Origin of the sequence: Paenibacillus sp. FSL R7-0272, from assembly GCF_037969905.1 — a bacterium.
GTDB lineage: Bacteria > Bacillota > Bacilli > Paenibacillales > Paenibacillaceae > Paenibacillus > Paenibacillus polysaccharolyticus.
This window is the reverse complement of record NZ_CP150221.1, coordinates 6,243,237-6,268,767: the sequence shown is the minus strand read 5'-3', so window position 1 is coordinate 6,268,767 and position 25,531 is coordinate 6,243,237. Positions and strand designations below refer to the sequence as shown.

The window sequence follows — 25,531 nt, the reverse complement described above, 5'->3', positions numbered from 1 at the left end:
GGAGTTCAAAAGGGTTCATACCAAGGAGGAATGATGGATGAAAGTCAAAGGGGCAGGAAGAAAAAGTGTAATTGCGGCGATACTTGCGATCAGTTTGGCGGGTTGTAGCGGGGGAACGGGTGCAGGAACCGATGCGGGGAAAACACCTGAGAGTACAGAAAAAGCCTTCAATTATACCGGTGCTGGGCCGGTAACGGATCAACCGGATGCGAAGCTGTCAGTCCTGGCAACGAACGCATGGACAACCAACGTGGATCTGTCCACCGCAGCCATCGTTAAGAAAATTGAGAGCAATGCGGGTGTGAAAGTAGATTGGGATCTGATCCCTCCTCAAAACTATGCGGATGCGGTTAATCCGAGGCTGGCTGCCGGCACAGGGCTCCCGGATATCGTGTACCTGCCGGATCAGGATCAATTAATGAAGTACATTAACAGCGGTCTGTTCATCCCGATTAATGACCTGGTAGAGAAGTATGGCGTTAATCTCAAAAAAATATATGAAAAGTCGCCATCCGTGAAAGCCAGTTTAACCACGCCAGATGGTAAAATGTATTATGTTCCACAACAAACGCTGACGCGTAACTACATGCCTGTGTTCATGGTGAATGAGCGTTGGCTCAAAAAGCTGGGATTATCTGAGCCAACTACGCTTGATGAGTTCACAGCGATGCTGCGCAAATTTAAAACAGATGACCCGAACGGCAACGGCAAAGCCGATGAGATTCCATTGTCCATGGAATCGAAGTTTATCCCTATGGCCTTCGGTCCAGCCTTTGGACTTGATCTATCGAACAATTTCTATGCAGACGATCAAGGCAAAGTGCATTTCAGCTATTATGAGCCAGCCTACAAGGAATACCTGACTTACTTGAATGGTCTGTACAAGGAAGGTCTGCTCGGGGTGGACTACGCGAGCACTACAAGCGACCAGGTTACTTCACGGATCTCGCAAGACGTAACGGGAGCGACGTTTAATTTCAGCTGGTATATGTCGATGGTTTACAGCCCGCTCTTCAAGGATTACAAGCCCGAAGAGCCGATCATCAAAGGTATTCTACCATTAAAAGGGCCACATGGAGATCAGTTCTACATCGGACGTACACCGGTTAGTGGTATCTTCGGCATCAGTAAAGATAGCAAAAATCCGGAACTGGCTTTCCGCTTCCTGGATTATGCAGTCAGTGATGAAGCACAGACATATTACACTTGGGGCATCAAGGATGATACGTATACAGAAGAGAATGGCGTGAAGAAATTCACGGATAAAGGTAAAGACAATGAATATATCCAAAAGCTCGGAATTGGCCCAGTCAACCTGCCAAACATCCAGTCCACGGATTCAGCGGATTCGATCGTTGCACCTTGGCATGCGAAGCTGGACAAAGAATTAGAGAAATATGTGCGTGAGCCGTTCCCGTTTGTGTATGCTTTGCCGGATGAAGCGAGCGTAGAGAGCATGTCGATGCCTGACATTACCACATATGTAGAAGAGATGAACTTCAAGTTTATTAGTGGTGATGCAAGCCTCGATCAGTTCGACAAGTACATCGAGACACTCAAAAGCATGAATGTTGAACAGGTGATCGCAGGCAGACAGGCACAGTATGATCGCTATAAAGCTGCACAGAAATAAGAGACAGGTTTCAGGCATATGAGAGGTGTTGATTCAATTTGATTACCATTAAAGATATTGCCAAACTGGCGGGGGTGAGCTACAGCACGGTATCGAAAGCACTGAATGATGATCCCCGGATCAAACCGGCGACCAAGCAGAAGGTGCTCGCGGTAGCGGAAAAACACCAATACCGGAAAAATATGCTGGCCCGGCAACTCTCCACCGGCAGAAGCAATATCATCGGTTTTGTGCTGGACGAACTGAGCAATCCATTGTTCTCCAACATTTCGGGTAGCCTGCATACCGAGCTGAAGAAGCGAGGATATCAGATGATTCTGGTTGTTGCCGATGACGGGGTGGACGTGTTCAGCCAGCTGCGTGTCGATGGTTGTATTCTGTGGGACTATGCGCTGGACAACCGGGATGCATTTTGGAAAAAGTTTGCGACCCTGAACATGCCATGTTTTGTACTCGGTACAGATGAAGCCCCGAACTCTCCTTACATCAAGATTGATCGTAAGGAGGGGCTGTACAAGGCCGTGGAGCATCTGAAATCCCTCGGTCACAGCCGAATTGGATTCATCGGTAACTCGCAGCATGTCAAGCTGGAGGGTTATCGGGAAGCATTGCAGCGCACAGGACTGGTTTTCAATGAGGACGATGTGTTGCCTGCGCATTCTTCGTGGGAGGACGGGTATTTCGCGATCCGGAACTATACGTTTGGCGCGGAGTCTCCCACGGCATTTATCGGCTTGAACAACCTCGTGACACGGGGAGCACTTCGGGCGTTGCTCGAAGCCGGCTACAGCGTGCCGCGTGATATCTCGATTATCGGTTATGACGATCTGCCGGATATGCAGTATGCCGAAGTGGCATTGACCACCATTGGTCCACCACTGGATGAACTGGCCGCTCAGGCGGCAGAGCTCATCGTATCCCTGATCCGTGACGAGCGGGTGGATGTACCGGTTGTCATCCAGCCGAAGCTGAATCTGCGTAATTCAACAGCAACGTGCCGGCAGTAATGCCGGCTTTTATAGAAAGCTAGTTCAGCTCTAAAAGTAGTAAGTGAATGTATAATTGAATGAAGAACTATCCCATGTTGAGTTATTATTTTACACACCAACGGAGAGGACAGAAAAAACCTGAAAAAGTGAAGCGTTCGCCTTTATCACCGGATTTTCCCTTTAATAAAAGGGAATCGAAAAAAATCTGGTGATAACATCGATTGGAAGGTTGTTCTGTCATTGGAGTAAGCGTGTAAACATCTTTAGTTCAAATTATAGCTTAGAACGAATGAGTAGAATGAGAGCAGTGGCTAGTAACAGATTCGATGCACGTTATTGTATTCGAACCAATACAAACTACTAGGAGGTAACGCGATGCAGGTACAGACGCAGTTATCCTGGTCTGAGCGAATTGCAGCAACGATTATGCAGCAATGTAACGAGGATGGTTTCCATGCATTCCCTTCAGGACGATGGGCATACGTGGAAGGCATGACGTTAATGGCTATGGCACGAACAGGAGAAGAATACGGCAAGCAGGAATATATCGATTTTATGAAAAGACATATGGATCTGTATGTACAGCCAGATGGATCTATCGGAACCTACTCCCTGGAAGAATATAATCTGGATCAGATTAATCAAGGGAAGAACCTGTTTGCATTACTTGATGATGCCGAGGATGGGCGCTACGCAGAAGCTGCTCATCTGCTCGCAGCGCAGCTTGCAGGGCAGCCTCGTACATCCGAGGGTGGCTTCTGGCACAAAAAAATCTATCCGTTCCAGATGTGGCTGGATGGACTGTACATGTCTTCTCCCTTTCTCTCCCAATATGCGAAGACGTTTCAGCGTCCAGAGTTATTTGACGAAGTAGCTCATCAAATTCTGCTGGTCGAGCGCCAGACACGTGATCCACGTACCGGATTGTTATACCATGGCTGGGATGAATCGAAGGAGCAGATCTGGGCAGATTCCCTGACCGGATGTTCCCCGCACTTCTGGAGCCGAGCTATGGGCTGGTATGCCATGGCCATCGTGGATAGTGTCGAACATTTCCCGCTGAATCATCCTAAACGGGGTACGATTATTGGTATCTTTGAGCGTATGTGTAATGCCTTGGTACGAGTACAAGAGCAGGAGAGCGGACTATGGTTCCAGGTGCTGGATCAAGGATTCCGCAAAGGAAACTACCTGGAAGCTTCAGGCTCAAGCATGTTTGTATATGCAATTGCGAAAGGTGTACGTTTGCGTTATCTGGAACCTCACTTCAGAACTGCGGCGGAAAAAGGGTGGCAAGGGCTTACGTCCAAGTTAATGGAGGAGACCACTGAAGGCGTTCGGTTGAACGGCATCTGCCACGGAGCGGGATTGAGTCTGGATCGTGATGGCTCGTACAGCTACTATGTTAGCGAGGCTATTGTAAGCGATTCCTTTATGGGAGTTGCTCCGTTGTTGCTGGCCGCACTGGAAATGGAGCGTTTGCCATGACGGAGCAACGCTCGGCAGCGGATCTCGTGTTGGAGTCATCTACTCCCTGTATTACGGTTGCTTCTGACGGATCAGGAGATTATACAACCATTCAGGCGGCAGTGGATGCTCATCCAGATCATGGTACTCAAGGCCTTCCGATCCGAGTGAAGGCAGGCGTGTATGTTGAGAAGCTGCACATGGATAAGCCGGGCATCCATCTGATTGGTGAGGGCGCCGAGCAGACGATTATCACCTATGATGACCATGCACTCAAGCGATTTCCCGACGGTTCACAGTATCATACATTCCATTCGTACACAGCGTTTATCGGGGCTGATGATTTCAAGGCGGAAGGCATCTCTTTCGTGAACTCGGCTGGGCCAGGTAGCGAGGTAGGACAGGCGCTAGCAGTCTATGTGGATGGGGATCGTGCTGTGTTCCGCGGATGCCGTTTTATCGGTCATCAAGATACGATCTTTACTGGACCATTGCCTGAGCAACCGCTGGACCGCAGTTATTTCGGTGGGCCTCGTGACGGTGCCGAGCGCAGGAAGTTAAGACAGTACTTCGAGGATTGTTATATCGAAGGGGATATCGACTTTATTTTTGGCTCGGCTACGGTTGTGTTCAAGGGTTGTGAGATCTTCACGAAGAGTCGCTTGACGGAAGTGGAGGTTGCAGAAGGACATGTGAATGGCTGGATTACAGCGGCTTCTACACCAGAGGATGTTCGTTACGGATATGTGTTTGTCGAATGTGATCTGACCAGTAATGCCCCTCCGCAATCGGTGTATCTGGGCAGGCCGTGGCGTAATCATTCCAAAGTCTGTTTCCTGAACTGCTGGCTCGGTGCGCACGTGAAACAGGAAGGCTGGCATAACTGGAACAAGGTCGAAGCGGAAACCACAGTTAATTATGCCGAATATAAAAGTGCCGGGCCAGGAGCCGGACGTGCAGATGTGCGCGTGCCTTGGTCTCACATACTGACGGAGGAAGAAGCAGCCGAGTATACGTTGTCCCTCGTTTTGTCAGGGGAGGATGGCTGGAATCCATTTGAATAAGCCGAGGCTGTGTCTAAATTTCGAATCGAGTTTAGATACAGCCTCTTTGGTGCTTGTTATTTAAAAAAGTTTGTGATTTTTCTCTCCAATGCTCTGTGTTCCGCTTGAAGTGTTTTCAATTCTTTTTAAGTAATGTATCAACCAATAATAATTAGTAACATCCCGAAGATTGGGAGGATATAACGTAATGCGTGTACATTGTAATATTAAATAACCGATGTATCTGATCATGTTGTCTCGGGGAAGAAAAGAATACATCCGGACAAAATAAGTATCAAACCGATGAAGACTGAAAAAATGTAGAATCGCTTTATTTTAGATGAACCCAAGCATGTCACCTCTCATTTAAATAAAATACGTGATAGAAGTAGCTGAGTTAACAACAATATAGCGTAGAGAATAACTCAACAGGTAGTGCCTATCAATTTGTTTGTTAACTCCCATTTAGAAGATCACTTGATATAAATATTTTGTTGTTGACCAATGGTTGATTCTTAACTAGTATATAGTTATATATAGGTTTTTTATCCTATTTTTTGTATATTTTTGTGTTGGGGGGAGCCTGATGGAGTGGACAAATTCAATTCGAGAAAAACTGATAAAGCATATACAGGATAATCGTATTAAACATTCTCACTTTGCTATGACATCAGGTATAAACTCGGGAACGCTTAGCCGTATATTACAAGGGAGCAGGCCTATATCAATGAATCAACTCACAGCAATCACCTCTGGGATGGGGTTGCCTGAAGATTATTTTTTTAATGATTACATAGAGGAATGTTTCTCATTTCTAGTTTCAATCAGACGAATAAGACCATTTATATTTCGTTGCGCTGACTTGAATCGTGTTGATTGTATCCAACAGGTAACGGACCGTTTATTGGAAGACCTCTCATATGTTCCTGTATTATTTGATATCGCAGAAGAATTGTTTGAAGATAACAGATATTCGGCAGCGGCAATTCTATATAGAGGTGTGTGTGAAGCAGAGAAATATCAGCATTCTGAACGTCTTGCGATGTGTCAGTATCGTTTGTTTGTTATCGATCTGGGAGAAGATTTAGAAGAAAATATGCGTGCTGCAACTAAGTTTGAAACCTATGTTAACCGTCTCGATGAAGCCATTCAGCTTGAAGCATTGAAGCAGCTAATGCATGTTTATGGAACACTTCATAAGTGGGGAAAAGTTGAAATATTAGCTAAAGAGATGCACCGAATTGCCACGATTCAATATGATTTACAATGTCGCTCTGTACGGCCATCCGAAATAAAGAGACTGACAGGTCGACCTATATATTATTATATTTTATATGCAAATCTGGCTCGTGCAACAGCTAGTGAAGAGTGTGGTGATTATAAAAGGGCATTAGAGTTTGTGGCTTTGTATGCAGAGGGAGAGAGTTGGATTCAAGAGAAAGATGAGGAATCTGCAAGTATCATCGGACAATTTTCGGAGTGGGCTACTGCTAACACTTTTTTGTATCGCTTAAAGTCTGGAGAAATCGATGTTTTGAAAGAGTACATTGATTACATAGCACCACAGGAAGATGAAATATTCATTGCTGTAAGACACATAATTGAGGCAGCAAATGTGTATCATTTTAATATCGATGGGATATTGGAACGTTTTAAAAAATATATACCAACCGAATGGGAACGAGCAGAGTTCAACAAGTATGAATCTACAATAATAAAAGAGGGATATGCCCAGTTTCTTACTGATCTGGCTGTATATCGATTTAATGAGAATAATGATGCTGTTTCTGCGATAAAACTTGTTTTAGAAGGTTTGAAGTTATCGATTAAAATGAATAGTGGTAAGAATATAATTACATGTATGGCTCTTTTTGAGAAATACAGAGATTTTGCAAATGCTAAGGCAAAAGAATTATTTAAAAAATTATCAAGTGAGGTGTATCATTTAAATGAGAAAAAAAATGCTATACTGCCGGGCTCTCTTTAGTTTCACCATTATTGTTTCTATCCCTGTAATATTAACTACTATGGGACATGGCTGGGGAGGTTAAAGTTGTTTATTGTATGAATTTTGAAACAACAACAAGATAAGTACTCTAAAGAGTGTGTTTAAAGGAAGCGTTTCTCCAATTGGAGAGGACGCTTTTTTTAATTTTTAACTACAACTTTTTTGTGCCTTTAAATCAATATTCTATAATCTGACATCAAATTCTAAAATATTACAGAGGGGCTGAATTTGATGAGAAAAAGTGTGCTTATACAGTTAGAAATTGAGCGGGCTAGGAACCGCCTGCATGAACTCGCGAAGGAATACAATGGACTTCTACATCCTGAAGTAATCAAGCAGTCGGTGATTCTGGATAAACTCATTGACCAGTTTAATCATAAAAGAGAAAGCAAAAACAAAGCCGATGGATGAATAATCGACTTTGTTTGATAGGTTAGTGGTCTTACTTTAAAGAATTGAATTAGAAATCAAAGTTATCAGGGTCTGGGCCTACGCGCACATTCTCGTTCAACGAGTTGATCCGTTCCATCTCCTTAGTGGACAGCTCAAAGTCGAATATGTCAGCATTTTCGATAATCCGATGTTCTTTGGTTGATTTCGGGATGGTCACGACGCCATTTTGCAGATCCCAGCGTAGGATGACTTGAGCGACAGACTTGTTCTTGGATGTAGCAATCTCCGTGAGTACCGCGTTGTCCAGCAGCTCACCTTGCATCAACGGTGACCAGGCTTCAAGCTGAATGCCATGCTGTTTGCAGAATGCTCGCAATTCATCCTGTGTTAGACGGGGATGGTACTCCACTTGGTTGACCATCGGTTTCACTTGTGCATCCTGCATGAGATCTTGCAGGTGATGAATTTGAAAATTACTTACGCCAATTGCACGGATTCGGCCTGCTGCGTACAATTCCTCCATGGCTTTCCAAGCACCCTTGTATTTGCCGGCTTTGGGCCAGTGAATCAGGTATAGATCGAGAACTTCCAGTCCCAGCTTGTTCATCGTGGTATCAAATGCGGCAAGTGTTTCCGTATATCCAAGATCAGCATTCCATACCTTAGAGGTAATAAAGAGGTCTTCGCGCTTTAACCCGTTTTCTTGCAATGCCTCAGCGATGGCCTGTCCAACTCCTGCTTCATTGCCGTAGATCGCTGCTGTGTCGATACTGCGGTAACCGTGTTTGATTGCACTTTTCACCGCTTCAATCAGTTCTGATCCCTCTTCGACCTTGAATACGCCCAGGCCAAACCAAGGCATGTGAACACCGTTATGCAATGTTGTTGTCGATTGTAGATTTTTTGCTATTGTCATGAGAAATCCTCCTTGAAATCTGTTTATATTTCCATTTAAAGTGATATTGCCAACAATTCATGATACAAAATTAAATCATACTAGATCAAATAACGCCCAACCTATATAGTAACGTATATAGTCTGTCGATATATAATATGAGGCCGGATACGGATTCGAGCTGTCTCTGATCTATAACGAGAAAGGTGCTTTTCTTCCAGATCAGACCTTAACAGGGTTTGGTTCCAACCTGTCTGATTTTGTCGTAACTTGCTGCTCAAGATGTTGCGCCCATATCGTCAGGATTGCCGCAATAAGCACCATTAATGCACCGACCCAGGTGGTATGGATCAAACCGATGGAGTCATTCACGACTCCGCCCAGATAGGCACCTATAGCAATACCCCCGTTAAACGCAGCAATATTAAAAGCCGACGCGACATCTTTGGCTTGCGGTGCAAGCTTTTCTGCGAGTGTAACCACAACGACTTGAAGGCCAGGTACATTCATGAAAGCAAGCAAGCCCATGCCCATAATGGTCACCAGTGCAGCCCATTTGAATGGAAGGGTGAAATACAGGATGCCAAGGATGATCGTTTGCACAATGAACATGACATGAAGTGACTTCAATGGCTTGCGGTTGGCTGCTTTACCGCCGATCATATTACCAATGGCAATGGCCACACCGTACAACAGCAGAATGATAGCGATTGTTTGATCCGAATAACCGCTGATGTCATGCAATAGCGGAGACAAGTATGTGAACACGACAAATGTGCCTCCATAGCCTACAGCCGTGATGATAAAAGCAAGCATCAGACGACCGCGTGTGACGAGTCTCACCTGATCCCGAAAGGCTGTACGTGTACCACGTTGTAACGTTGAGGGCACAAGCAAGAGGTTAGCGATCAGGGCAAGGATGCCAACAGCTGCAATCAGGATAAAGGCTGCCCGCCAGCCAAGATTTTGGCCTACGAATGTACCGATAGGCACACCGGTTACCGTTGCAATGGTCAGTCCCGAGAACATCGTGGCAATAGCACTTGCTCTGCGGCCTTCTGGTACCAGATCAGCTGCTATGGTGGAGCCAATCGACATGAATAAGCCATGTGCGAGAGCGGATATCACCCGTGCGATAAGAAGTACAGTAATCCCGGTGGATAATGATGCCAGGGTGTTACCGGCAATAAAAACCAACATGATCGCGAGCAGCAACGTTTTGCGTGATATAGCCGATGTAAGTGATGTTAGAATCGGTGCACCGAACATCACACCCAGAGCATATATGGTAACGGTTAGCCCTGCTGAAGATACACTAATATGAAGATCATTTGCGATCAGTGGCAAGAGTCCTACACTGATAAACTCCGTCGTACCGATTGCGAAAGCGCTGATTGCTAATGCCAGTAGCGCCCAAGTGCTGTGTTTTGTCTCATGATGCATGTCCTGTTCAACTCCTAGAATGTAGATTTGCTTACCGGCAAATGCTATTATGAATTATTCGGTATAACATGAACAGTACGTACTTTTTAGTACCATACGTACTTTTTGGTGCCTATACATTAGCATGAACGGAAGCAAATCATAGGTTATACAGGGAGGAAGACAACCATGGAGCGCAAAAAATATAATATATCTGTTGAAGCAACGCTGGAGGTTATTGGCGGCAAATGGAAATGTGTTATTCTCTGTCACCTAACACATGGAAAGAAACGAACCAGTGATCTGAAGCGTATCATGCCCGCAATCACTCAAAAGATGTTAACGCAGCAACTGCGGGAGCTGGAGAATGACGGTATTGTAAAAAGAATCGTGTACAATCAGGTGCCACCCAAGGTAGAGTATGAATTGAGTGAATACGGCCGGAGTTTAGAGCCTATTCTGACCGCACTATGTAATTGGGGTGACCAGCATATCATCAAGGAATATGGCGACAAAGCAGCCGTGCTGGAGGATAATGGACTCAATGACTTTACTACCGACAATGACAGGGAGCTGATGAAACCGTGAAATACGAAATTCTATACGACGGCGCATTTGCTATGCTTAAGGTAGATTTACAGCGTGGAGAGCGTTTCAAGGCTGAAAGTGGAGCCATGGTGTCCATGTCGCCTACCGTTGAACTCAAAGGATCAGCAGAAGGCGGTATGCTCGCTGGATTTGGCCGTATGTTGAGTGGAGAGAAATTTTTCTTTCAGGAATTGACGGCTGCCGGGGGAAGCGCGGAGATTTTGTTATCTCCATCAACTCTGGGCAGTGTGGAGGCTGTAGAACTAGATGGCTCGTACTCTCTCTATGTACAGAAAGACGGATTTCTGGCAGGAACAGAAGGCATTCAGGTGAATACCAAAATGCAGAATCTGAAAAAAGGTCTTTTTTCCGGAGAAGGCTTCTTTATAATTGAAATTAGTGGACGAGGCACTGTGTTTCTGTCCTCATATGGTGCGATACATCCTATACAATTGGCTGCTGGCGAAGAGATTATTGTCGATAACGCTCACTTGGTAGCTTGGCCTCATTACGTTGATTATCGCATCGAAAAAGCATCCCAAGGCTGGTTGTCCAGTGTGACGAGTGGGGAAGGGTTGGTTTGCCGTTTTCGAGGAGAGGGCACCATCTTGATCCAGAGTCGAAATCCGCAGGGATTTGGTCAATGGATAAAACAATTTATTCCTACACGATAAATCGTTATATTATTTCATAGATGAATGAATAGAGATGCAACGGAAGTGTATTTCGAAGCGTTATTATAACAGATTCGTTATACCATGTATGATATATACATACATCTCTGTTGCACAAGATCGTACATCACGGAGGTAGAACAATGAAAAGCTCACGATACACGAATCCGCAAGATAGTCCCGGATACCTGTTATGGCAGGTAACAACGATGTGGCAGAAGGAAGTGCGCAGGGTATTAGAACCCCTTGATCTGACACAGCCTCAATTTATTTTATTGCATACTTGTTTATGGCTTAATGAGCGTGACTTGGAAGGCAAGGGAGTTACCCAGGTACAGATTGCTCATTTTGCCAATGTAGACGTTAATGTTACCTCCCAAGTGTTACGAGCCCTCGAAAAAAGAGGTTACGTTAAGCGTGAGCGTCATCAGACGGATACACGGGCGAATATCATTACGACAACGCCGGAAGGCACAAGGCTGGCGATTGAAGGCATGAATCTCGTGGAGGAATCGGATAAAAACTTCTTCGAACTTCTCGCGGATCGTAAAGAGGGTTATATGGAAATCATGCAGGAGTTTATTCGGAATAGAGCAGAACATTAATACGGAGTACATTTTGATTCATCAGCGGCTTTCGTTTACATGAGTGAATTCATGATATATTTTGCGCGAAAAATGACGAAAAATGGATAAACCTCCCTAACCATGTAAGGTTGGAAGGTTTATTTGTCATTGAAATCTAATCCAGTCTGTAGGATGCGAATGGCTGGCCATAACGGAAATCCTCGCTCAGCTGATCCAGTTCAGTCAGCAATTCATCTGAAAGCTTGAGATCGAGGCTGGCCAGATTGTGCTCCAGCTGCTCCGTCTGCGTGGCTCCTACAATTACGGTGGATACGGCCGGGCGAGTTAATAGCCAGGCGAGGGATAGTGTACTTGGAGAGCAACCGGCGGCCTCTGCCTTGGCACTTACCTGCTCGCTCAGCCGAATATTATGCTCCAGCAAGAAGCGGTTGAACGACGGGTCGGTATCTGCTCTGGAGCCGGACGGAATACTGGCTTGTCCATTGTATTTTCCTGTCAGGATACCGCCAGCCAGTGGGAAATACGGGATAATGCCTACACCTTGATCGAGACACAGCGGAACGAGTTCGTTCTCAGGTGTTCGATCGGCGAGCGAGTAGCTGGTTTGCGTGGAGATATACCGCGCATATCCGCGCATCTCGCTAATGCCGAGGGCTTTCATTAGCTCCCAGGCGGCGTAATTGGAGGCGCCGATGTAGCGCACTATGCCCGACGTGATCATGTCGTCGAGCGTGCGCAGGGTTTCATCCAGCGGGGTATGCGGGTCAAAGGTATGGATCTGGTACAGATCAACATAATCCGTCTGCAGACGCCGCAGGCTATGTTCCAGCTCTTGCTGTAGATGGTAGCGCGAGGAACCGCGCCCATGGGGACCATCATGCCGGGGCAAGCCGGCTTTGGTTGCAAGCACAGCGTTTTCCCGCCGACCGGCCAGTGCCTGTCCAATGATTCGTTCCGATTCGGTGCCAGCATAGATGTTGGCGGTGTCGATAAAGTTGATGCCACTGTCCAGCGCTGCATGAAGAATGCGGGTCGAGGCGGCCTGATCTGCTCTTTTGCCAAATGCATTCGTGCCCAATCCCAGTGCCGATACACGCAGACCGCTGTTGCCTAAACGTCGATATTCCATCTCTCATCGCTCCTTTGGTGTCCAGTATTTGTATAGCCGATTATATCGTAATCTATTGAAAACGTGTTATTAATATAGTTAAATGAATGAAGAAACCGCAACTAAAGGAGATATGATGGAAAACAGTGCTGCACATTTAACTAGACGGAAGCCGAAGAAACCGAAGAAAAAATGGAAGAAGCCCCTTATCATCATACTGAGTTTATTGATTGTGCTCGGAGGCATCGGATTCATCTATCAGAAACAACTCGTTGTGCTGGCATTTAACCTGTTCGCCTCAGGTACGGTGAAGGAAGCTTTGGATGATTCGTATAAAGCCGCAGGGGATAAGGATGCGCCTGTTGTTCAACATACCGATCCTTTTTCATTGTTGCTGCTGGGCATTGACCAGCGGGATAATGAGCCAAGCCGTTCGGACACGATCATCTATTCTGTCGTGCGTCCAGAGGATAATAAAGTGTTATTGTTGTCTATTCCGCGTGACTCCTACACTGAAATTGTGGGTCGTGATGTGAAGTCCAAGATTAACTCGGCTTATGCCCACGGCGAAGCCAAAATGGCGATGGATACGGTGGAGAAGCTGCTGGAGAACAAAGTGGATTTCTATGCTGCGATTAACTTTCACGGTTTGAAGGACATTGTTGATGCGGTGGGCGGCGTGGAGTTGCCAATTAAGAAAGACATTGAGAACAAAAGTAAAGCGCATGAGAAGCTGTTCGTGCAAGCTAACAAACCGATCTATAACGGCGAAGAGGCGCTGGGATATGTGCGTTATCGGGAGGATTCCGATTTCAACCGTACGATGCGTCACCGGATTTTCCTAAGTGCGTTCATGAATCGTGCGATGGAGGTCAAAAATCTGACCAAAATCCCGGACATCATCAAGATTGCCGGATCGAATTTTACAACGAATATGAAATCGGACTTTATTGTGAATTTTGCCGAGTCTCTATATATGAAAGACAGCATTCCAACTATCAGCAACTATATGCTGAAAGGCGATGGGAAGATGCGCAGCGGTACGTGGTATTATGACCTGTCTGATGAAGATCTGACCTATGTGCGAGGTATGATTACGAGCTGGCTTGACCCGAATACAACGCAGCTTATCGAACCTGAATCGACGGATGAGGGCGGCACAGTAGAGAAAAGCGATACATCAGATAAAAACTAGGTTTGCAGCAATGTGGAGCCATATGGAGCAATAGGGCTTCGCGTTTTGCTGATGATGAGATAAAGGACACTAAAGTACACAGCAGGGCAGATGCTCTCTGTGTACTTTTTTGCTTCCTTAAGAACCAAGTGAGGTTACAGCTAAGGGCAACTGTGAAGTCAGCCGCTCCAGGTCCAAATGTTCTGAACTGTTATCAACAGAGACAAGCTGTATATTTTCCCACGTACAAACGTTGGCTTTCAATCCTTGCACAAAAGTATCCCAGTGCTCCAGCTTCCATCTGTCCCTCTCCAGTCCTCGACTTCGCAAGCGCTGCTCAAGCACGTCCATATTCACATCGACCCGGAGTACAACAGGAATAACCTCTTCCCACCCATACGTGGAAACCAACCCATCAATGTAATCGCTTTTATGAAAATAACCAACAAAAGGCGCATCCAGAATAACCGATCTGCCTAGTTGCAGATTGTCGTTGGCTACGTTGAGTAACGTTTCGTACTCCAGATCCATCACGATATCGCGGTAATAGCTGTTGCCGTCACGATCGTGAGGAGAATACCCTTGCGTTTCCAGAAGTTTGCCTGTAAACGTGTTACACAAAACATCTTTATCCAAGTAACAAAAGTGATGCTCGGTAGCTAGCTTCTTGCCAATGGTTGATTTACCGGAGCCAGCGGAGCCGATTAGAAAAATCAGTACAGGTTTCATGCCCAATTCCCCCTACAGAATATCAGGATCATATCGATCGTAAATGGATTTTACTCTCTATATAGTTCGCATATACGAACTTAATTCGCGTTGGTGAACATTTGCTTCTAGAGTAAACTGTTTCTCTCAGAAAAACAATCCCTTTTGGGGAAAAAGAAATCAGAAAAAAAATTTGGGAAAGCGGTTGATATTTTCGGAATGGCTGATCTATAATGAGGGCATCGTTCGGTGATGTGAAATAAGTTCACATATGCGAACTTCGACGTCGAAGAATTTGAAGGAGATAACATGGACCATATTCGCATGAATAAATCTGCGGAGCGTGTAGCGGATTTACTCGTTTTATTTGCCAAAAGTGGTGCTCCGTTAACACTGAATGAAATATGCAAACAGATGAACATGCCCAAGAGCAGCGGGTTTGAACTCGTGCAGACGTTGTTGCACAAAGGGTTTATTGAAATGGACGATGTACGTCTCAAGACCTATCGCCTGGGCATTGCAGTATTTGAGACAGGTATGGCCTATTTGTCTAATATGGGAGTTCCCCATATGGCCCGGCCTTTGCTTCAGGAATTGAATCGTCAGACAGGCAGTACCGCCTTTCTTGGCATTGAAGACAAGGGAAGGATTGTATATTTGGACAAAGCGGAGAGTTATTCCGTGATGCGTCCAACGGCCAAGCTGGGCTCTCGCCGGTATATGCATACGACCGGACTGGGCAAGGCGTTGCTTGCAGCTCTTCCAACCAGCAAGGTACTGGAGATTTTGGGAGAAGGCGAGATCCCTTCGCGCACATCCTACTCCAAAGTGACGGTCCCCGATATTTTGCAGGATATGCAGGAGATTCGTGAGCGCGGTTACTCTATCGATGACCGTGAGGATCATCTGGAGATGTATTGCATCGGGTCTGCTGTCTATGATCAGTGGGACGAGCCAGTGGCTGCAATCAGTGTAGCTAGTATGTATTCTGGAATGACCCCGGAACGTGAGGCTAGCATTGTAAAGCTGGTTAAAGAAGCCGCATGGAAGCTCTCAGGTCAACTGGGCTACAGCGGTGATCGCTTGTATCCGCAAAGACAAGAGTAAGGCGATGTGGAGAGAGGTTATTTTGTCATCGGAGTGAATTGTGTAAAATCTTTAGTTCAATTTATATAGACATATGAGTTAAGGGGGATACAGATATGTGGCGTAAGCTGGAGAACTTGAACACCATTGCCGAAACCGGCATTGTACTGATTATTCGATCAGAAAGTGAAGAAGAGGCACTATCCGTTGCAGAAGCTGCAATCGCAGGAGGAATCCGGGCACTTGAAATCACGATGAGTGTACCGGGAGCGCTCGATGTGATCAAGGTTTTATCACGTAAATATGCTTCCCAAGGCATTCTGATCGGTGCAGGTACAATTCTCGATGGGGAAACGGCGCGAGCTGCTATACTGGCTGGAGCAGAGATGCTGGTAAGTCCTCAACTCAACCCTGATATGATCAAGGTGGCTAACCGGTACCAGGCCGTAACCGTTAGTGGGGCGTTCACTGCCAAGGAGATCGTAGAGACACTTGAAGCGGGAGCGGACATCGTGAAGCTGTTCCCGGCAGAAGCTGTAGGGCCGCAGTATGTAAAAGCGATGTCTGCGCCTCTGCCTCAAGCTGCGATTGCGCCTACGGGTGGAGTTACGCCGCAAAATGTGCATGAGTGGCTTGCAGCTGGCTGTGTTGGCGTTGGTGTCGGCAGTTATATCACCAAAGCAGCCAAGGATTCCGGTGATTACGGACGAGTAACGAAGGCTGCTGAAGAGTTTCTGCAGGCGGTAGCTGCTGCGCGCTAATTAACCCAAGCAGATCGGATAACCCGTGCATAGGTAAACGAAGTTCACAGCGACCAGGGTTTTGCACTACGCTGGTCGTTGTGAGTATGCAGGGGGATGAAGGTCTGGAGCGTGTTGGGACAACCACAGAGATATAGAGCGTTTTTAACCAGTTATGAAAACGTATACTTTAGTAAAATCTTTCCCATGTTGGGGGAAGAGCAGCGCTTGCTCAAACCTGTAATTTCCATATTTATTCATTATATATAATATGAGTAATTTAATATTTATGTATGTTGAGGAGAGTGACTTCCATGGCAACATTAAAACCATCACCATCCCCTGCTTCGGTACCTCAAACACCAAAAGTAGGTTTGAGATGGGGCATCATTTTATTATTGCTCCTGGGTGCTATCGTAAACTATTTGGACAGATCTAATCTAAGTATTGCAAATACAACGATAGCAGCGGAATTCGGGCTATCTTCCACACAGATGGGTTTGCTGTTATCCGCCTTTTTGTGGCCTTACGCATTGGCTAATCTGCCAGCTGGCTGGCTCGTGGACAAATTCGGACCTAAAAAGATGTTTACCTGGGCGTCTGGACTGTGGTCTGTCGCAACCATACTCAGTGCGTTTACCAATACGTATTCTCTGTTATACGCGATGCGGATGCTGCTTGGTGTATCGGAGTCTCCCTTTTTCACTTCGGGTTTGAAGGTAACCGAGCGCTGGTTTGCCAAGAGTGAGCGGGGACTGCCAACCTCCATTATTAACACGGGATCACAGATTGCAAATGCCATTGCACCACCGCTTTTGACGGTTCTAATGTTAACGATGACGTGGAGAGGGATGTTTATTTTTGTCGGTGTCATTGGTCTGATTATTATGCTAATCTGGCTCAAAGTGTATCGTGATCCGACATTTGCCGAAAAACAGCTGATCAAAGGACCGGAGGCCGCGGCTGAACAGAGCACAGGTACGGATAAAGCAAAAACCGCTGATGCTCCCAAAGCAAACTGGGGTTCTTTGTTCAAACACAAAAGCACCTGGTTTATGATCATCGGAAACTTCGGTATTATGTTTACGATCTGGGTATACCTGACATGGCTTCCAAGCTATTTGGAGAAGGAGCAGGGCTTTACGTTGAAGGAGACGGGGTGGATTGCCTCGATTCCGTTTGTAGCCGGAATTATCGGCGTACTGCTGGGCGGATTAATCTCAGACTTTTTCATTCGAAAAGGAGTAAATGCAGTGACCTCTCGTAAGGTTCCTATCGTTGGTGGAGCTATTTTGGCCGCAGCGTCGGTAGCGCCTATCCCATTCATCGATAGTACGGTCGTGAGCATCGTTCTATTGTCTGTTGGTTACTTTGCTTCGCAACTACCATCAGGTGTCATATGGACACTGGCTGCAGACATTGCTCCGGGTGAACAAGTAGCCTCCTTGGGTGCAATACAGAACTTTGGCGGATTCCTGGGTGCTGCGCTTGCTCCTGTTGTAACCGGATACATTCTGGACACGACAGGTAGCTTTAACAATGTATTTTTGCTGGGCGCAGGTTTGCTGCTTCTGGGTGCATTGTCCTACGGTGTATTTTTGAAAAAACCCATCCCTAAACCGACGCATTGAGTCGATTAACGAAAATGACATTCTATAATTACCTTCCATAGTATAGTTCAATCGTTTTTTTTGATATCTCCACGCTGCTTCTATAAATAAGCATCAGCATCTTCTGGCATCTGTGATATCACAGACCTGGAATGCTGGTGTTTTTTTGTGTAGCGGATCAGAATTGTATCCGATGGAAAGTTATCGTGAAAACCTCAATTTTTGACATAAGTATAGTAAAATATAGGAAAACATCTTATGACAACCAATGGAGGAAGTCCATGAAGGAATTTAAGGAGCGGCTTAGGCAGGTTCAGGAGCAGCAGAGGCAACTCGCTAAGGACTATCAAGCCTTACTACAGGAGTATCAGTCCGATGACCTTACGGTTCGCAACGAACAGTTGCTGGAGCAGACGGAAACGCAGCAACTTAAACTGCAACAACTGGAACGTCGTGCACGCCAGATGGAAGAAGAGAATGCGCGTCTTCGCATGGCATTGTCCGAGCAGATGCTGGACGAGAAGCTGAATCTGATCCGGGTATCGCGGGAGAAGATGGAGACCTATTTTCAAGGCAAAACGGCAGTACATAACGACCATATCAGCGAATTGGAGCATCGAACCAAAGCTAATCTGAATACTATCTTCAATCAGGCTTCCCAGCATCTGCAAGAGGATGCGGCTGAAATGAAGGAACGGATTGCCTACCTGGCAAACGAGGTGAAATCACGGATCGAATCGCACAAGCAGGCTGTGTGGGAGAGAACTGAGGCAGTTCGCGGCCAGATGCAGCATGGTTATGAGCAGATGGCAGAGGAGGAGCTGAGCGAGGAAACGATCCAGCGCCGAATCAAGCAAAATCGGATGGAGATGCGGATCGGGCTGAGCTGGATTAACAAGGTAGCGATACTGCTCCTGATTCTGGGAGTCGGCGCAGCCTTTCGATACTCCTATTCAACGTGGTTTAGCGATGATATGAAGGGCGCGGGCTTTTTCCTGCTTGGCGCACTGATGCTAGCAGGTGGGGAGTGGCTGTTTCGCCGGAAACAAAAAACATTTGCCATGGGACTGCTTGGCGGAGGCATATCGGTGTTATTTGGTTCGATATTCTACAGTTATTTCCTGCTGCATATTATCGGGCTGTACACAGGTTTGGGTTTATCTGTGCTGGTGTCAGCTGTGTCCGTCTTGTTGTCTTTAAGGTATCAGTCCAAGACGATCTGTTCCTTTGGTCTTGTGGGTGGATATTTGCCATTCTTCTCTTACCTGTTCACGTTTGGGCTGGAAGGCACAGCGGTCTATACCGCAATGATCTATCTGTTGCTGCTGAACGGTATCATTGTGTTCATTTCGTTCGGGCAACGATGGCCGGTCGTGCACTATATCAGCTTCTTGTTCCATGCGCCGTCCATGCTGATTCTGCTATGGCTGTCACCGAGTGAACAGGTGGGTATGCTGTATTCTGTGGTGACTTTTGCTCTGTATCTGGGTATTACGCTTGCGTATCCGTTCAAACATCGGGTGAAATTGACCTGGTGGGATTTCGCTTTACTTGCCATGAATACGAGCTTAAGCTGTCTCGTCTTGTATGTACTGCTCGATGCGGCGGGCTGGAATGATGCGCAGGGCTTGCTTGCTGTTATTTTTGCACTCGTCTATCTCGGACTTGCGAGGTTTGTTCAGCGGCATATGGCGCAGGAGAAGCAGACCATTTTACTGTTCTATCTTACGTCGCTCACCTTTACCATTCTGTTTGTTCCGTTCCAGTTTGGTTCGAAATGGCTGTCGATGGGCTGGTTGATTGAAGGCGTGTTACTGGTTACGTTTGGACATTTCAGAAAATTTAAGGCAGTCGAGCGTGCGGGCTGGGGCATCGTGCTTCTATGTATTACATTCTTTGTGCAGTATGATTTGTTATCATTATTCTTTGTGGGGGAACAGTCGCACTTTATGTTAAAATACTCCAGCCTTACGCTGGGAACCCTGCTCATTACGCTTTATTATGCTTGGGCGCTACGCGGAAATGCCTCCGAAGGAATGGGAAAACAATTTAACTACGCCCCATGGGAACGCGGTTTCCTGGATGGATTCAGGGTGGCAGTCCTTATAAATGTATGGTTATACGTGCTCTATGAATCGAATGAACTGTATGTCAGGACTGTTGATGAAACATTCATCTTACACATGTTCTACAAAATGCTTATGTTCGCTGCGCTGACGATTGCTTTGGCGTATGGACTGGGCAAAGTGAAATGGCTTCGTGACTCGTTCCTGCGGGGATATACACTTTTCTTGCATGCGGTTGGATGCTGCATTGCACTGGCAGTAACCTTGACGATGCCTGCATTGCAGCCAGGTGTAGAGCAGCATACGGCAGCCGAGATTGTCGGACTGGTGGTACTGATTATTTTCAACGTGGGTGTATTCTTCGCGGGGCGAGACCTACTCATCGCGGGTATCCGTGGTCAGTTCAAAAGTGTCGAGTGGTATCCCGTTATTGCGGGCATCTACTTGCTCGGCGTCATCACCGTGTTCCTGACCATTCAGTTCCAGTGGGGCGACGTAGGACTGATGTTCAGCTTAGTCTACCTGGTGCTGGCTATTCTCTATATCGCGTACGGGTTCCGGAGAAAATATGTCATGATCCGGCGTCTCGGTCTGGGCCTGACGTTGTTCGCCACAGGCAAGATGGTGTTCTACGATGTCAGTCTGTTGACGGCGGGCAGCAAAATCATCGCGTATTTCAGCTTTGGTCTGCTGCTACTGGGTATCTCGTATCTGTATCAAAAGGTGTCCAGCCGGATGGAGGAGATTCAGGCGAAGGTTGAGGGTGAGGGTCAGAACATATCCACTACAGCGAATAAAATAAATCCAACAGATCAATCAACGCGATCCAATGAATCTGAGAAAAGTACCTCAGGTACATCCGAGGAAACAGATGATGAACAACATTGATGTAGGCGTATAACGAGTGTTGTTGAACGTATCATATTAGAAAACGCTGTGCTTGCTACGTTGTATACTTCGTTGAACGTTGTCAAAGGACTCTGGAATCATAGTGATTTCAGAGTCCTTTTTAGTGCAACAAAAGCTATGGAATGGCTTCGTATAGCTCAGTCATGAGGTCTGCCAGTTCGCCCTGTGGCTCGATTGGCTGATGATTTATATTGGTAGGTGTCATATAAAATACGACGGTGTCCTGTTTGAACATGGTCACATGAAATAACACGCCTGTTGTGTCTTCTGCGTCTGGATACTGAACAATTTTTACATGTCGAATCTTTTCAATCCAGTCATGGATCAACTTGGGATTGGTCGTTCTTTTTGTAGAACCGTCACTGCCACTCATGATTTCAATTGAATCTACTTCAGTGATGTTATCTGGATAGAAAGACCCCAGCCCTCGTGGAGTTTTATTTAATTCCGCTGGATTGGGCAGATCAGAGCTTTGACAACTGCTAAGGATCAAAGCAGCAAAAAGAGCACATGTGATTGCGTGAATGGTATTTCTTTTCACTGTAATTCCTCCCCTTATATTGTGGAACGAAGGACGTGCTACAAATGTTTCGTATAGATGACATTCGTGAAACGTTTTGTACAGGAGTCGCGTTTATAATAGAGTAGCTGCCACATTTAAGGTTGATTGTTCATTCGAAGCCACGAGATTTCGGAGGCCGATGTCCCTTCTGGTGATACACCGCCATCGTTACTCACGCGTGACAGCACGGTTAGGGTGATTGATAAAGCGAAGGCAAGCAGCACGTATATCAAAATGGTTTTTTTCTTCATGGCAAATACCTCTCTTGTTGAATAAGCTAAAGCGTCCGTCAGGGCGTTATGAGAAAAAATGCACAACGTCTGGTATAGTTATAGAATGAGTAAAGAATGTTTAAGCCTGTTTAAGTCTATGGTGTTCCTGTATATCACTATATGAAATGGCAGACATGCAAACAATGGAACAAATCTGATGAATTTATCAGTACTCGAATGAAAAGATAGAGATCGAGTGACATTAAAGGTGGGGAATAACATGCGGGAGACGGCAAAAATCGTCATTCGTACGCCGGGACAGGAGAGCGATGGTTCATTCGCCTATGTGAGCCAGGGCCGCTCGATTACGGTGGGGCGTTACACAGGTGTCAGTGAACTGGACTTGTCCATCTATAATCAGATGATATCGAAGCGGCATTGCCGCATTCATTATGACACGAAAGAACAGCTCTGGATCGAGGATCTGGATAGCAAAAATGGAACCGAACTTAACGGGCAACGCCTCGTCCCATATGAGAAATATCCGTTTGGCGAAGGCGACAGCCTGACACTGGTCAACGGTTTGATTCACCTTCGGGTGGAAGGTGATCTCGGGGAGACGAGAGAATATCGTATATCGGACTTGCTCGGCGAGGGTGTGCGTTTACAGGATCATCTGCAGACGGTGCAGGTAAACGAAGATGAAATTCCGCTGTCCAAGAAGGAATACCAATTGTTCAAGCTGCTGTATAGTGAGCTGGATCATTTTGTAACAAGGGAGCAGATCATTGCGCAGGTGTGGCCGGAACGAAGTATGTTGGAGAGTGATCCGGTGGGTATCGACGAGATTAACTCGCTCATCTACCGCACGAATCGCAAGCTGGGCATTCATTTTACGATTAAATCCGTTTACAAAAAAGGAGTATACATGAAATCTCATGTCGGGGAGACTGGCGAATAGTCACATCACTTCCTCTAGACAGAAATACCAAGTAATATTAAGTAATGATGATCAGGTCTTTTAAAAGAATATAGGCATAGGAAAGGGAAGCTTCCAAGCGATCATAGACCGCCGAAGCTTCCCTTTGTTATGATGAGTTCATGATGATTATTCAATTAATTCCATGGCTGATTGCCGTGTTAACTTTGATTGCCGTTGTATGGATCGTAATCGTAAGTTGGAAAAATGGAATCTCGCCCATGCCGACATCCCGCCCGGTCAGGCAGGTAGTGATACAGGAGGTCAATCGTATAACGGGTTATGCAGATATTATGGAAGCGGGTTCGGGATGGGGAACACTTGGCATGGATGTGGTGAAGCATTGTCCTGGCAAAAGACTGACGGGCATTGAAAACTCACTCATCCCACTGTGGACTTCTCAATGCCTGACATGGCTGAGTATAGGGCTCCGCCGTGCTGGAGGACAACAGCATTCGTTCAAGGGACGTCTGCGCTTCATCCGCGGCAACATCTATACATGTTCCTATGCGCATGCCGATGGTGTGATCTGTTATCTGTTTCCGGGTGCGATGACTCGGCTCGTGGACAAGTTCCAACGCGAGCTGCCGCCGGGGGCGAAGGTGATCAGCGTCTGTTTTGCATTGCCAGGCAAAGAACCGTTACGCACCATCACCTGCCGCGATGCGTTGCGAACCAAGGTGTACGTGTATGCTTTTTGAGAGTAGGGAAGGTTGGAATTTTCTATAGCTGTAAAATGGTTCCCTCCTTATCCTTGATTTCGTCTCAGCTAACTTCTAACGATCCCCAGAGACGTTATTTGGCTGGATTTAACCATTCTAAAAATCTAACGATCCCCAGCGACGCTATTTCGGTAGAAAAGCTATTTTCGGGCTGTTTTTTGGCTTGATTTTTGGAAATAAGCTCTGTGGTGACCGTTAGAATCCGAAAAGGACGTTTTACTGCAAAATAAGCTCCGTGGTGATCGTTGCTATGAACGTTTTAGTCAAGCCCAGCACAAAAATACTGCAATTTCGTCGAAGTCCTAAGCGCGGGGGTCCATATGCGAGCGACGGTTGGCACGCTGCTATCCGTGGGTTGGTTACCACATGGTATGCCTTCGTCAAGGAGAGCGGTTGTAAGCTAGAAACGCACGTTCAGCCCACGTAGAGCCTAGTGCAAACGATCAACACAGATTCTCTCCTGAACCTTTTCATGAACCCCCGGGCGTAAGACTCCGAGTTTTACCCTATTCCCTTGTGACGAACGTCTTGGACAAATGCAAAACAACTTACTTTGCGTTCGGCTGTTCCATGGTTCGGGCAACCGCCCAAATAAAGCCCATCAGTTCACGTGCTACAGCGGCAATCGCCACATTGGGATGCTTGTGTTTTCCAAAGATCAGACGGCGGTATTTAGCATGTAGCCTGTTCTGCGCTTTCCATGAAATCTGTTGTATGTCCGCGGACAGACCTTCTAAACGGATGGCTAAGTCTCCTTTCACCGCCGGTCGGTGACGGTAACTCCAAGCCGATTCGATCAAGGTTCGACGTAGGCGCCCATTCCCTGTTTTGGTGATGGAACCTCGTTTGGTACTGGCTCCAGACGAATGCTCACGGGGAACCAGGCCCAAGTAAGCCATGAGCCTCGCTGGGGAAGAAAACCGGGCAAATGAACCGATCTCCGAAACCAGGGTAACCGCCGTCAGAAAACCAATGCCGCGAAGGGACTGCAAGATGCGGATCATTTCCGTTTTGGGATGGGTCGCCGCTTCTTCAATAAGTGCTTTTTCCAATCGACTAATCCGCTGTTCCACCTCATTCAGTGTGTGAAGATACTCGGTAAATGCGGTTTGCATCGAGATTTGCGGGAAAGTGACTGTTCCCAGCCAGATCCGATATTTTTTCGTCCAGGCCCGTTTGATGTGTTCCGGCGGATGGATCTGGTGGCGAAGTAAAAACTTGAGCACACGCTGGCGAGCCCGGTGTAAATCCTCTTTAGCTGTTTCACGTGCACGAACCAATTCACGCAGAGCTTCATCCTCTGGAGCGGGAACGTAAATGGGAGTGAGTTCGCCCGCACGAAATAAACGCGCCAGTTGTTCTGCGTCGCGGCGGTCGGTTTTCACTCGATCCCCTGCACGTTTGGGAATGAGGGACGGAGCGATGACCACACAATGTGCACCCATAGATTCAATCCAGCGGTGGGTTTCGTATCCTGTCGGACCAGCTTCATAGCAGAAGGACAAGGTATTTGCAGGTCCAAGCGCTTTGATGAGTTTACGTAAAGCGGCAGGCGAATGCGCAATGGACCCGTAATACCGAGGTTTGGCCTGTCCTTCGTCTGCGATAGCCACCGAAATTTTTTCTTTGGACACATCTAAACCGATGAATTTTGTGGTAGACTGCATAGTGATAGCTCTCCTTTGCTGTGTAGCTCTGAAATGGTGGTTTTGTCACTTTCCATTTTAACCTACGAGTGCAGCAATATGGAGGGCTATCCTTGTTTACGTTCATCATAGCTAGAATTTAATTCAGACGTGAACCTGAGCGTTCTCCGCTCTCACCTGTGCTAAAGTTGCAGTTAACCGAAAATCAGTCCAAGCAACCTTTAGAGTATATATCCATATTCGCGTTAGGCTTACAGGTTCCTGTTGGATGACCTATCTTCCCCATGTGAAAAACAAGCAAAGTCCGGCT

The 25,531-nt window shown here is 46.5% G+C and carries 23 protein-coding genes; 16 read left to right on the top strand and 7 right to left on the bottom strand.

Going from position 1 to position 25,531, the window contains the following annotated elements:
• Positions 1 to 37: 37 nt before the first annotated feature.
• The 6 genes from MKY23_RS27415 to MKY23_RS27390 all read left to right on the top strand — a co-directional run bounded on the left by MKY23_RS27415 (position 38) and on the right by MKY23_RS27390 (position 7,551).
• The gene (locus tag MKY23_RS27415; protein ID WP_090921452.1) at positions 38 to 1,633 is read left to right on the top strand and encodes an extracellular solute-binding protein; all 1,596 of its coding nucleotides are present in this window, start codon (positions 38 to 40) and stop codon (positions 1,631 to 1,633) included.
• A 38-nt stretch (positions 1,634 to 1,671) separates the two neighbouring features.
• Complete coding sequence (locus MKY23_RS27410) at positions 1,672 to 2,640, top strand: LacI family DNA-binding transcriptional regulator (RefSeq protein ID WP_154889954.1); 969 nt, start codon at positions 1,672 to 1,674, stop codon at positions 2,638 to 2,640.
• 357 nt (positions 2,641 to 2,997) lie between these two features.
• Positions 2,998 to 4,110, top strand: a complete 1,113-nt coding sequence (locus MKY23_RS27405) for a glycoside hydrolase family 88 protein (protein WP_154984308.1) — start codon at positions 2,998 to 3,000, stop codon at positions 4,108 to 4,110.
• Positions 4,107 to 5,153, top strand: coding sequence for a pectinesterase family protein (locus tag MKY23_RS27400; protein WP_339833831.1), 1,047 nt, complete (start codon positions 4,107 to 4,109; stop codon positions 5,151 to 5,153). The genes MKY23_RS27405 and MKY23_RS27400 overlap by 4 nt, the downstream gene beginning before the upstream one ends.
• A 565-nt stretch (positions 5,154 to 5,718) precedes the next feature.
• A complete protein-coding gene (locus MKY23_RS27395; RefSeq protein ID WP_261764580.1) occupies positions 5,719 to 7,119 on the top strand; it encodes a transcriptional regulator in 1,401 nt (466 codons plus the stop codon).
• A 252-nt stretch (positions 7,120 to 7,371) separates the two neighbouring features.
• Positions 7,372 to 7,551, top strand: a complete 180-nt coding sequence (locus MKY23_RS27390; RefSeq protein WP_154984310.1) for an aspartyl-phosphate phosphatase Spo0E family protein — start codon at positions 7,372 to 7,374, stop codon at positions 7,549 to 7,551.
• A 49-nt stretch (positions 7,552 to 7,600) separates the two neighbouring features.
• Here the strand turns inward: MKY23_RS27390 and MKY23_RS27385 are convergent, their stop codons facing one another.
• Positions 7,601 to 8,443 (bottom strand): aldo/keto reductase, encoded by an 843-nt coding sequence (locus tag MKY23_RS27385; protein WP_154890337.1) that lies wholly within the window; start codon positions 8,441 to 8,443, stop codon positions 7,601 to 7,603.
• A gap of 207 nt (positions 8,444 to 8,650) precedes the next feature.
• Complete coding sequence (locus MKY23_RS27380) at positions 8,651 to 9,871, bottom strand: MFS transporter (protein WP_339833825.1); 1,221 nt, start codon at positions 9,869 to 9,871, stop codon at positions 8,651 to 8,653.
• Between the two features lie 168 nt (positions 9,872 to 10,039).
• On the opposite strand from MKY23_RS27380, the gene MKY23_RS27375 reads away from it, so the two are divergent.
• From MKY23_RS27375 to MKY23_RS27365, 3 genes are all read left to right on the top strand, one after another.
• On the top strand, positions 10,040 to 10,438 hold the full coding sequence (locus MKY23_RS27375; protein WP_090921468.1) for a winged helix-turn-helix transcriptional regulator: 399 nt from the start codon (positions 10,040 to 10,042) through the stop codon (positions 10,436 to 10,438).
• Positions 10,435 to 11,112, top strand: a complete 678-nt coding sequence (locus MKY23_RS27370) for a TIGR00266 family protein (protein WP_090921470.1) — start codon at positions 10,435 to 10,437, stop codon at positions 11,110 to 11,112. Before MKY23_RS27375 ends, MKY23_RS27370 begins: the two co-directional genes overlap by 4 nt.
• A 143-nt stretch (positions 11,113 to 11,255) precedes the next feature.
• Positions 11,256 to 11,717 carry a MarR family transcriptional regulator gene (locus MKY23_RS27365; RefSeq protein ID WP_154889966.1) on the top strand — a complete coding sequence of 154 codons (462 nt, stop codon included), beginning with the start codon at positions 11,256 to 11,258 and terminating at the stop codon, positions 11,715 to 11,717.
• Between the two features lie 136 nt (positions 11,718 to 11,853).
• Here MKY23_RS27365 and MKY23_RS27360 read toward each other — a convergent pair whose 3' ends face one another.
• Complete coding sequence (locus tag MKY23_RS27360; protein WP_339833818.1) at positions 11,854 to 12,828, bottom strand: aldo/keto reductase; 975 nt, start codon at positions 12,826 to 12,828, stop codon at positions 11,854 to 11,856.
• Between the two features lie 112 nt (positions 12,829 to 12,940).
• Here MKY23_RS27360 and MKY23_RS27355 point away from each other — a divergent pair, with 112 nt between their 5' ends.
• Entirely contained in the window at positions 12,941 to 14,002 is a 1,062-nt protein-coding gene (locus MKY23_RS27355; RefSeq protein ID WP_339833815.1) for an LCP family protein, read from the top strand.
• A 117-nt stretch (positions 14,003 to 14,119) separates the two neighbouring features.
• On the opposite strand, the gene MKY23_RS27350 is transcribed toward MKY23_RS27355, so the two are convergent.
• Positions 14,120 to 14,710, bottom strand: a complete 591-nt coding sequence (locus MKY23_RS27350; RefSeq protein WP_154984312.1) for an ATP-binding protein — start codon at positions 14,708 to 14,710, stop codon at positions 14,120 to 14,122.
• A gap of 288 nt (positions 14,711 to 14,998) precedes the next feature.
• On the opposite strand from MKY23_RS27350, the gene MKY23_RS27345 reads away from it, so the two are divergent.
• The 4 genes from MKY23_RS27345 to MKY23_RS27330 all read left to right on the top strand — a co-directional run bounded on the left by MKY23_RS27345 (position 14,999) and on the right by MKY23_RS27330 (position 21,079).
• The gene (locus tag MKY23_RS27345) at positions 14,999 to 15,796 is read left to right on the top strand and encodes an IclR family transcriptional regulator (protein ID WP_339833811.1); all 798 of its coding nucleotides are present in this window, start codon (positions 14,999 to 15,001) and stop codon (positions 15,794 to 15,796) included.
• A gap of 95 nt (positions 15,797 to 15,891) precedes the next feature.
• Positions 15,892 to 16,536, top strand: coding sequence for a bifunctional 2-keto-4-hydroxyglutarate aldolase/2-keto-3-deoxy-6-phosphogluconate aldolase (locus tag MKY23_RS27340; protein WP_154889973.1), 645 nt, complete (start codon positions 15,892 to 15,894; stop codon positions 16,534 to 16,536).
• Between the two features lie 293 nt (positions 16,537 to 16,829).
• On the top strand, positions 16,830 to 18,146 hold the full coding sequence (locus tag MKY23_RS27335) for an MFS transporter (protein ID WP_154984313.1): 1,317 nt from the start codon (positions 16,830 to 16,832) through the stop codon (positions 18,144 to 18,146).
• A gap of 260 nt (positions 18,147 to 18,406) precedes the next feature.
• Positions 18,407 to 21,079 carry a DUF2339 domain-containing protein gene (locus MKY23_RS27330; protein ID WP_339833804.1) on the top strand — a complete coding sequence of 891 codons (2,673 nt, stop codon included), beginning with the start codon at positions 18,407 to 18,409 and terminating at the stop codon, positions 21,077 to 21,079.
• A 136-nt stretch (positions 21,080 to 21,215) separates the two neighbouring features.
• Here the strand turns inward: MKY23_RS27330 and MKY23_RS27325 are convergent, their stop codons facing one another.
• Both MKY23_RS27325 and MKY23_RS27320 read right to left on the bottom strand, forming a co-directional pair.
• Positions 21,216 to 21,641: a hypothetical protein gene (locus MKY23_RS27325; protein WP_154984315.1), complete on the bottom strand. Its 426-nt coding sequence runs from the start codon at positions 21,639 to 21,641 to the stop codon at positions 21,216 to 21,218.
• A gap of 116 nt (positions 21,642 to 21,757) precedes the next feature.
• Positions 21,758 to 21,913 carry a hypothetical protein gene (locus MKY23_RS27320; RefSeq protein WP_167375744.1) on the bottom strand — a complete coding sequence of 52 codons (156 nt, stop codon included), beginning with the start codon at positions 21,911 to 21,913 and terminating at the stop codon, positions 21,758 to 21,760.
• Positions 21,914 to 22,154: 241 nt separating this feature from the next.
• Between MKY23_RS27320 and MKY23_RS27315 the strand changes: the two genes are divergently transcribed.
• Together MKY23_RS27315 and MKY23_RS27310 are read left to right on the top strand one after the other, a co-directional pair.
• A complete protein-coding gene (locus MKY23_RS27315) occupies positions 22,155 to 22,835 on the top strand; it encodes an FHA domain-containing protein (RefSeq protein WP_123063975.1) in 681 nt (226 codons plus the stop codon).
• 140 nt (positions 22,836 to 22,975) lie between these two features.
• On the top strand, positions 22,976 to 23,554 hold the full coding sequence (locus MKY23_RS27310; RefSeq protein ID WP_154959567.1) for a class I SAM-dependent methyltransferase: 579 nt from the start codon (positions 22,976 to 22,978) through the stop codon (positions 23,552 to 23,554).
• 569 nt (positions 23,555 to 24,123) lie between these two features.
• Here MKY23_RS27310 and MKY23_RS27305 read toward each other — a convergent pair.
• Entirely contained in the window at positions 24,124 to 25,242 is a 1,119-nt protein-coding gene (locus MKY23_RS27305) for an IS110 family transposase (protein ID WP_154985940.1), read from the bottom strand.
• Positions 25,243 to 25,531 lie beyond the last annotated feature (289 nt).